The 8,142-nt window shown below is 67.8% G+C and carries 8 protein-coding genes; 1 reads left to right on the top strand and 7 read right to left on the bottom strand.

The window, feature by feature from the left end; all coding sequences use genetic code 11:
- From VI056_03765 to VI056_03795, 7 genes are all read right to left on the bottom strand, one after another.
- On the bottom strand, nucleotides 1–293 hold a 293-nt coding region (locus VI056_03765; protein HEY6202136.1), incomplete at its 3' end, for a hypothetical protein.
- A 12-nt stretch (nucleotides 294–305) separates the two neighbouring features.
- Nucleotides 306–1,502 (bottom strand): AAA family ATPase, encoded by a 1,197-nt coding sequence (locus VI056_03770; protein HEY6202137.1) that lies wholly within the window; start codon nucleotides 1,500–1,502, stop codon nucleotides 306–308.
- On the bottom strand, nucleotides 1,499–2,218 hold the full coding sequence (cpaB, locus tag VI056_03775; GenBank protein ID HEY6202138.1) for a Flp pilus assembly protein CpaB: 720 nt from the start codon (nucleotides 2,216–2,218) through the stop codon (nucleotides 1,499–1,501). Before cpaB ends, VI056_03770 begins: the two co-directional genes overlap by 4 nt.
- Before the next feature lie 20 nt (nucleotides 2,219–2,238).
- A complete protein-coding gene (locus tag VI056_03780) occupies nucleotides 2,239–3,909 on the bottom strand; it encodes a pilus assembly protein TadG-related protein (protein HEY6202139.1) in 1,671 nt (556 codons plus the stop codon).
- Nucleotides 3,906–4,346, bottom strand: a complete 441-nt coding sequence (locus tag VI056_03785; protein HEY6202140.1) for a TadE/TadG family type IV pilus assembly protein — start codon at nucleotides 4,344–4,346, stop codon at nucleotides 3,906–3,908. The genes VI056_03780 and VI056_03785 overlap by 4 nt, the downstream gene beginning before the upstream one ends.
- A gap of 2 nt (nucleotides 4,347–4,348) precedes the next feature.
- Complete coding sequence (locus VI056_03790) at nucleotides 4,349–4,852, bottom strand: TadE/TadG family type IV pilus assembly protein (protein HEY6202141.1); 504 nt, start codon at nucleotides 4,850–4,852, stop codon at nucleotides 4,349–4,351.
- Nucleotides 4,849–5,574, bottom strand: a complete 726-nt coding sequence (locus tag VI056_03795; protein HEY6202142.1) for a LuxR C-terminal-related transcriptional regulator — start codon at nucleotides 5,572–5,574, stop codon at nucleotides 4,849–4,851. Before VI056_03795 ends, VI056_03790 begins: the two co-directional genes overlap by 4 nt.
- Nucleotides 5,575–5,680: 106 nt before the next feature.
- On the opposite strand from VI056_03795, the gene VI056_03800 reads away from it, so the two are divergent.
- On the top strand, nucleotides 5,681–8,142 hold a 2,462-nt coding region (locus tag VI056_03800; GenBank protein HEY6202143.1), incomplete at its 3' end, for a tetratricopeptide repeat-containing protein.

The following is an 8,142-nucleotide window of genomic DNA, read 5'->3' on the forward strand; positions in this document are numbered from 1 at the left end:
AGTCGGTCGGTCCGGTTGAGCGTGAGGCGTTCCTCGTCCAGCGCGATCGGGAACTGTTCCGCGAGCAGGGCGCGGATCGCGTCTCCGGAGGCCGCTTCCGCGGTGCGACCGAGGGACGCGGCGATGCGCGCATGGACCCGGTTCACGAGCTGCACCTCCGCTTCGTCGTTGGTGCGACTGAGCTTCAGCACTTCTGGCGTCCAGCCCTCGTCGAGCGTCGTTGGTTGGATCGCGCGCAGTGCCGGTCGCTCCGAGAGCGAGGCGAGCTTGGTGATCGGGCGCAGTACGGCCACGGCTGTTCTTCCTTAGGCCCTTGCGGCCGAGATGATTTGACCTGCCTGCCGGGGTCCGTCGTCGCGGAGGAGTGCGTCGGCGAGTCGCATATAGCTCCGGCTCGCTCGCACACGCGCGCGCGAGTCGAACATCGAGATGCCCTGATTGATCGCGTCCGTCACACCCACGCCCTCACTCGGGATCGTTGAGGCCACGCGTCGTCCGAGGTTCTTCTCGACGTCCGCCATGCTCACGCCGGCCTTTCCCGGATGTCGGTTGAGCACGATCTGCGTCCGTTCGTCCCCGAGGAGCGGAGTCGCCGCGATGACGCGCCGGATGTTCTTGAGCGATGGGAGCTCCGGAGTCGTCACGAGCACGACATGATCCGCGGTCCGCAGCATGCCCAGCGTGAGATCGTCGAGGCTGGACCAGAGGTCGCACACGACAAAGGAGAAGTGGTCGCGTAACGCATCGACCGCCCGAACAATCCGGACCGGATCGGCCGAGTCCGACGAGCCGACGTGCTCCGGCGCGACGAGGACGTGGACCCCGGATTCGTGCTTCACGAAGACGTCCTCCACCAGGCCAGCGTCGAGCTGCTCGTCGTGCGCCATGAGATCGATGACGCTGTTGGCGCTTCGAAGGTCGAGCGCCACACCGACATCGCCGAACTGAAGGTCGAGATCGACGATGGCGACACGCTTTTTCGAACGGGACGAGAGGGCCACGGCGAGGTTCGTCGCGATCGTCGTGCAGCCGACGCCCCCCTTGGGGCTGTAGACGGCGATCACCGTGCCGCGACTGCGCGTGGGCGTGAGATCACCGCGTTGCAGGCGGCGCAGCTCGGTCTGGTTGGTGTGAGCGTCGCGGATCGTGCTTGCGAGGTCGCTCGGTTCGAAAGGCCGCAGGATGAAGCCGCGCGCCCCCGCGCTCACCGCCTTCGAGATCGTGATCGGCGTCACATCGGACCCGGTGACCACGACGCACGATTCCGGCGAAGCCGACAGCACCGTGCGCACCGTCACGCCGACGTCCGAGCCCGCGTGCGCGAGATCGAGCAGGACGACGCCGGGCCGCTTGTCACTAACCACTGACAGGAGCGTCGGGAGGTCGGTCACGATCCCAAGCAGGGTGATCCGACCATCGGCCGTCGCCGCGCGGATCGCCGTGGCGGCGGTGTGCTCCGATTCCAGCGCGATCAGGTTGAGGCCCGGGCTGGTCGTTGTCATCGCTTCACTCCGTAGGTGTTCAGCAGATATCCGAGGTCGACGCTCGTCGTCGCCGCAGTTTCGCTCTCGGCCCGAGACCGGACCGCGATGTCGATGGTCGCTTGGGTGTCGCGGAGGTACTTGAGCACGAGCGCGACTTGGTGGTCGACGACGAACGTGAGCGAGGACGTCTTCTGACCCTCGCGTCCGGCGACAAGGACATCGATGACTTCGAGGTTTTGCACCGTCGTCTGCGTCTTGCGCGCGAGCTCACCGGTGCCGGAGGTGACCGTGGCGAGCACGTCGATCCGGTCGCCGGGCCGCACCAGACCGGCGATCGTGAGCGGATCGACGGTCGGGAACGCGACGAGCACCTTACCCTTCTCCAGCGTCACCGATGCGCCGCTGCGGCCGTTCGCCGAGACGAGTTGCGACCGCACGATCGCGGCCCCTGACGGGATCGCGGACAACGTGGTCTGGCCGACCGCATCCGCCTGGTTCGTCACCGCGCCAGTCGGTACGAGGTTCTTCGGGTAGCTCTGAAGCGTGAGCATGTCCGCGGTCAGCACGGCGCGGGTGGCGATGTCTACTTTTGCCACCACGATCGGCGAGATATCGCTCGCCGCAGCTGCCTGCCGCGCGCCGACGTCCTGCGTCACGCCGTAGAGGGACAAGCCCGTGAGTCCCGCCAGAAGCAGGCCCAGCCCCAAGAAGATCCAGGAACGAAACTCGCGCATGTTCTTCTCCCTCTGTCCGGCTACTCGTCCGGGACCAGGAACGCGGAATTCATGAATTCGTTGAGAACGCAACCGGGGGCAAGTGGGTCTGTCGTGCAGATGCCTGCATCGCCGAAGGCATCGCCCCAATACGCCTGCACGCTCACGGGGCTGCTCGTGATGAGGCCCTCGTAGAACGCAAAGGGCACGACAGCCGCGATGTGCACGCGGTCGACGGTGGTGCTGCGGATCTTCTTGAGCGTCGAACAGTCCGGTTCATCCGGATCGCCCTTACGGCCCTGGATGATGAGTTGCCATCGATCGGGCGCCGCCTGGCTCGGGTCGAAATTCTCGGCGCAGTCCCAGAGCGGGAGATACACCGTGACGGCCTTGCCGAACAGCGGTGCGCCAGGACTCGCGGAGACGGGCGTCGATGAGTTAGGGACCACGCGGCCGTACCTTCTGACGAACGCGAGCATCTGATCGGCGATCACAGGCGTCAGATCGCCTGGGACCGTTTCGATCCAGTCGCCGATCTGGTTCGGGGCACCGGTGCACGACGGCCTCGGTAGGACGATCGACCGGTCGCAGCTACTCCGGCTGACCGGCAACTGCTCAGGCCTGTCGACGCCGGCGCCTGGCAATCCATTGAATGAACCCGACCAATCGGTGCTGAGGCCGATGCTGCCCCGATAGCCGTAATGGAACCAATTGGGCAGGTCACAGCCGATGGTGTCGGCGCTGGCCAGCGAGGGCCGACCCAGCGTGTCCCAGCTAGGTGCCGCCCCACACGCCCGGCTGTCCGCGTTCGGCATCTGTGCCTTCGGGTACACGGCGGCGTCGTTGTGGTCGTGCGCGTTCCTGATGCCATCGTCCGTGGTGCCCGTGTAGTCGGACTCGGTGTTGAACTGGTGGACGGACCGTGATCCGGCGTCCGACTCTCTCGGCGAGAAGTGCGTGAATGTGAGAAGTCCCCTGAACCCGGCAGGCCCGTACGGATCCAGCGGCCAAATCGTCCTGCGACCGGGCCCAGACAAGGCACTGCAGTACAGGCCGCAAGGTGGTCCCCCGAAATCGGACATGTTGAGGTGCAGCGCGATCGGCCAGATCGCTACGTTGGGTTCGGTCGTGTAGCCGGAGAGACCCTGACGTGGTCCGCTGGGCGGCGGCGTGGTCGACGGCAACTCGATCGGCCTCAGTGCCGCACAGTCGGCGTTGCCGCAGCCAGCGCTGCCGCTGAGACGCGCGCGGGCCGATGCGGCGATCGTGATCGTCTGTTGCGTGAGCGACCTGAAGCTGCTCATCGACCGGATGCGCACGAAGCTGGTGTCGTTCGGCACTGGCACACCCGAGCCGGCCGCACAACCGCTGGTACCGACTGTCGTCCACGTCCCCGGTGCAGTGGGATCGGAAAAGAACGAGATCTCGGTCGTGCCAGAAAGGGTCGCGGTACGGGCCGCGACATCGTCGCAGACTTCCTCGATCGTGGCGTCGAACGCGGGCACGGCTCCGACCACCTTGAATGTCGAAGCCACGTGGCGAGCCGCCGCGAGCGTCGCGCTGTCGACGGCGTTCTGCGTGCCGCGACGCTGTACGTAGCCATAGCCCCAGTCGAGAGCGAGCGCGAGAGCGCCCATCAGCACGACCATGGCGAGTGCAACGATCACGAGCACCTGGCCCTCATCGGCGCGCGAGAAGGCGGTTGTTCTCATCGCACCGACTCCATCGACGAAGAGCTCCCGAATGTCGTGGAACCCGACGCTGTCGATAAGAAAGAGCCGATCAGCCAGGTTGACGATCGCCATTCGTAGGTGACGGTCACGGTGAATGTCTTCGGAGCTGGAGCGTCCGGGCTCCAGCGCACGCTCGTCGGCGCCGGAGAGGCGAGCGTGACGACCATCGCGGGCGGTGATGGATTGAGCGGCGCGACGCGTGTCGCGAGATAGGTCTGCACAGAAGAGCTCGTCGCGCCGTTGGTGATCGAGGCATACCGCGCGCCTTCACGCGCCGCATTCGCGACGGTGACGTAGGCGTTGAGCGCGCGCGCGAAATCGCAACAGGCGACCAAGGCAAGAAGCAGGACCGGACTCACCAGAGCGAACTCGACCACGGTCGCCCCGTGCTCGTCACGCGCGAACGCTCCAGCCACGTTCACTGTCCGAGACCCACGAACGTCGCGGTCGAGCTGATGGGGACCGGGTTGATAACGAACGCACGACCCACTAGGTAAGCGCTCAGGAGCGAGACCTTGTAGGTCACCGTCACCGTAACATCCCCGCCGCCGGCTGACACCGTCTGAAACAACGCCGGAACGGTCGGCATCGGGGCACAGTCCAGTCCGCCGCGAAGGCAGTCGACCTTGATCGACGTCATGTCGTTGCCGCAGGGGTTCGTGTTCGTGCCTACCCCGAGCTCATTGCGCGCGCGCTGGCAGATCCCGGTCGTGCCGTCCTTCGCGGACTGCGGATCGCGCGCGCCGTAGAACGCGGCCTCGCGGGCCGCGTTCGTCACAGCGACCTTGTATGCGTAGAGGCGGCCGATGTCGACGATGCCGATGACGATCAGCAGCAGCACGGGTAGCGCGAGCGCAACCTCGACGAGGCTCTGCCCGCCTTCCTCCGCGAACGCTCGTGGAGAGCGATCGATCGTTCTCATGCGGGTCGTGCCTTGAGCGCGACGGCCGTGTCGACCGGGGACGGCGCGAGATTGCGGCTCGCCGCGACGAGCTGGCTCCGTGTCTTCGCGTGCAGCCTGCGTCGCGCGTTCTGGACGTGCTTGTGCGCCGTGGAGCGACTGATGTGTAGGAGCGACGCGATCTCGGCGTCCGTCGCGCCCTGCGCGATGAGCGTCACGATCTGGCGCTGACGGGGGGTGAGCGCGGCAGCCGAGTAATCGTCGAGGGGCGCGACCTGCGCGAGCGCGCGCACGAGCGCCTGCGTCGCGCTGGCCGGGAAGGAGAGTTCGCCATGTGACACGGCGACCATCGCCCGCGCGATCGTCGACCCTGACGCGTCAGCGGGAACGAAGCCGTGCCAACCGAGCCGCGCCGCATACGCCGCGGCCTCGGGTCCGGCGCCGGCGATCACCGCGACCTTCGGAACCCGGCGTCCTACGCGCTCAGCCTCCGCTTGAAAGACCGGGGTGAGGAGCGTGCGCTCGGCGCATACGACCACGAGGACGTCGGCCGTGGTGAGCGCCTGTGCGTCCAGGCCGGCCAGGTCGGTCGCGGCGATGCTCGGATGCCACCCGAGGCCCGCGAGCTTCGCACCAACGTGCGAATCCGGGGGCTCGGCCAGCACGAAGCGCGGTGCACCCCTCCCACCGCCCACCGGGTGCCGCGCAGATTTGTCGATCGAGATGCCCACCCGCTTCTCCACCTAGGTGGCGATTTTGAGTACACCCGTTGGCGCGATGGGAGGCATCGGGTTGAGATGCGGTTGAGAGGGATGGAGTTGCGCGCCGCGAGCGTGTCAAATAGCGAAGATGGTCACGGGCTTCGACCTCGCTGTGCTCGCGCTCTCGCTGAGCATCGTCGTGTTGGCGTACGCGCTGCTCGGCGCCATCAGGCAACGCGGCAGGATCGCTGTGGCGGATCGCTCATCCGAAGCCGCGCCGGTCCCGGTCGCGAGTGCGCCGCGCGAAGATGATGCGGAGCGGCAGCATCGTCGAGTTCTCATGGTGCGCGAAGAAGCTCTTGGTCCGAATCACCCCGATGTCGCCGCGGCACTCGCGATCCTCGCGGCACACTTGCACGGACTCGGTCGCTTTGCCGAGGAAGAGCCGCTTCTTCGCCGGGCCTTCGCCATCCGTGAGCGTGCGTTCGGGCCGACGCATCCGGACGTTGCCACGACCGCTGAAGACCTAGCGTCGCTCTGCCTCTCGCAGCGCGCATTCGACGAGGCCGAGCAGCTGCTGCGTCGCGTGATCGATGCGCGCATCGCGATCATGGGCGCCGCGCATCCCGATGTTGGCATCGCTTACCGCCAGCTCGCGTCCGTGCAGGTCGAGATGGGGCGGTACTCCGAGGCCGCGACGCTGCTGGAGCGGGCGCTCGCGATCCGTCCCATCCCTGCCGCCGGCGCCGGCGTCGATGATGCCGATCTGCTCGCCTCGCTCGCGACGACCTATCAGCTCGACGGGCGTGCCGCGGACGCCGAAAGCGCCGCCACGCGGGCAGCGACGATCGTGGATGCGCTCAGCTCACGTGGAGACGCCAAGGTCGGGGCGACGCTGGAAACGCTTGCGCGCGTCCGTGAGCGGCAGGGACGCGAGGATGAGGCGGTTGCGCTCCTCGAGCGCTCGCTCGCGAAACAGCAAGAGTCAGTTGGTGGAGATCACCCAGGCCTCGCGCGGACCGCCCTCGCACTCGGTCGCATCCGAGTGCGCCTCGGACGGGTCGATCCTGCCGGTGAGGCGTTCGCCTCCTCCGCCGCGATCTCGGAGCGCACACGCGGGCCCGAGCACGCCGATGTCGGAGTGGCGCTCGCTGAGCTTGGCCTCGTGCGGAATGCGCAGGGCCGGGTCGGCGAAGCCGAGTCGATCCTGGCGCGAGCGCTGACGCTGCGGGAGCGCGCTGTCGGCGTGGGGCATCCCGAGCTCGTCCCACTCGAAAGTGCGCTCGGCGCGATCTACGCCGCGCGGGGCGACGACGTCCACGCCGAACCGCTGACGCGCCGCGCGCTCGCGACGCGCGCGCGGCTCGGAGACGACGAAGACGCCGCGCTCGCATCCGACCTGCATACGCTCGCGACCGTTTGCGCGAGGACCGGTCGCGTTACCGAGGCGGACGAGCTCTTCGTGCGGTCGCTTGCGATCCGAGAGCGCACGCTCGGGGCCGACAGCATCGACGTCGCCGGTTCGCTCGCGGGTCTCGCGGAGGTGCGCCGCGACACTGCGCGTGTGCGCGACGCTGAACCGCTCGCCCGTCGCGCGCTCGCGATCCGCGAAAAGCTTCTGGGAAAGGAGCACTCAGAGGTCGCTCGCGCGCTGCATGACCTTGCGCTCGTCGTGGAGGCGCTACCGAATGCGGAGGACGCCGAGCCGCTTTATGCGCGATCGCTATGGATCCGCGAGCGGCACAACCCTGATGGCTCGCCGGAAGTGGATGAGACGCTGACGCGCCTCGGGCGCCTGCTCGCGCAGCGTGGCCGGCACGCCGAGGCCGCGGAGCTGTACAAGCGCCTCGTTGCGTCGCGGCAACGCGCGCTCGGCCCCGACGATCCCGCGGTCGGCGAGGCGACGCACGAGCTTGGTGCCGCGAGTCGACGGGCCGGTGACATCCCAGCCGCGGAGGCCGCGCTCACAACCGCGCTCGCCATTCGCGAGCGCTCGCTCGGCGCACGTGATGCGCGGGTGGCGGAAACGTCGCACGAGCTCGGGCTCGCTCGTCTCGCGGGCGGCCGCGTCACGGAAGCGGTGGTGCTGCTGGAGCGAGCTCTCGCCGCCGGCGAGGCCACCTACGGCGCGAACGACCTACGGACGGCTGACCTCGTTGCCGACCTCGGGCATGCACTCGCGGCCGCTGGGCGGCTTGCGGACGCGGCTGAGCACTTCAGGCGCTCGCTCGCGCTCCAAGAGCGCTCGCGGGGTTCGAGCGATCCCCAGGTGCTCGGAGTGCTCGAGGGCCTTGCCGCCGTTCTTCGTAAACGCGGCGAGCTTGCCGAGGCGGAGGCGGTCCTTCGTCGGACGTTGTTGGCGCGCCAGCGATCCGGGGCGGACGAGCTCGTGGTGAGCGACGCACAGGTCGCGTTGGGCGTGGTGCTTCGCGACCTGCGCCGAGTGCCGGAGGCCGAGACCCTCCTCGCATCGGCGATCGAGATCCGACAGCGTCGCGACCCAACAAACGAGATCGCCGTCGCCGCCTCGATTCAGGAGCTCGCCACGCTGTGTCGTATCGACTGGAAGCTCGCGGATGCGGAGCGGCTGTACATGCGTGTGCTCGAGAT

The sequence above is a fragment of the Candidatus Limnocylindria bacterium genome, assembly GCA_036523395.1.
Taxonomy (GTDB): Bacteria; Chloroflexota; Limnocylindria; order P2-11E; family P2-11E; genus CF-39.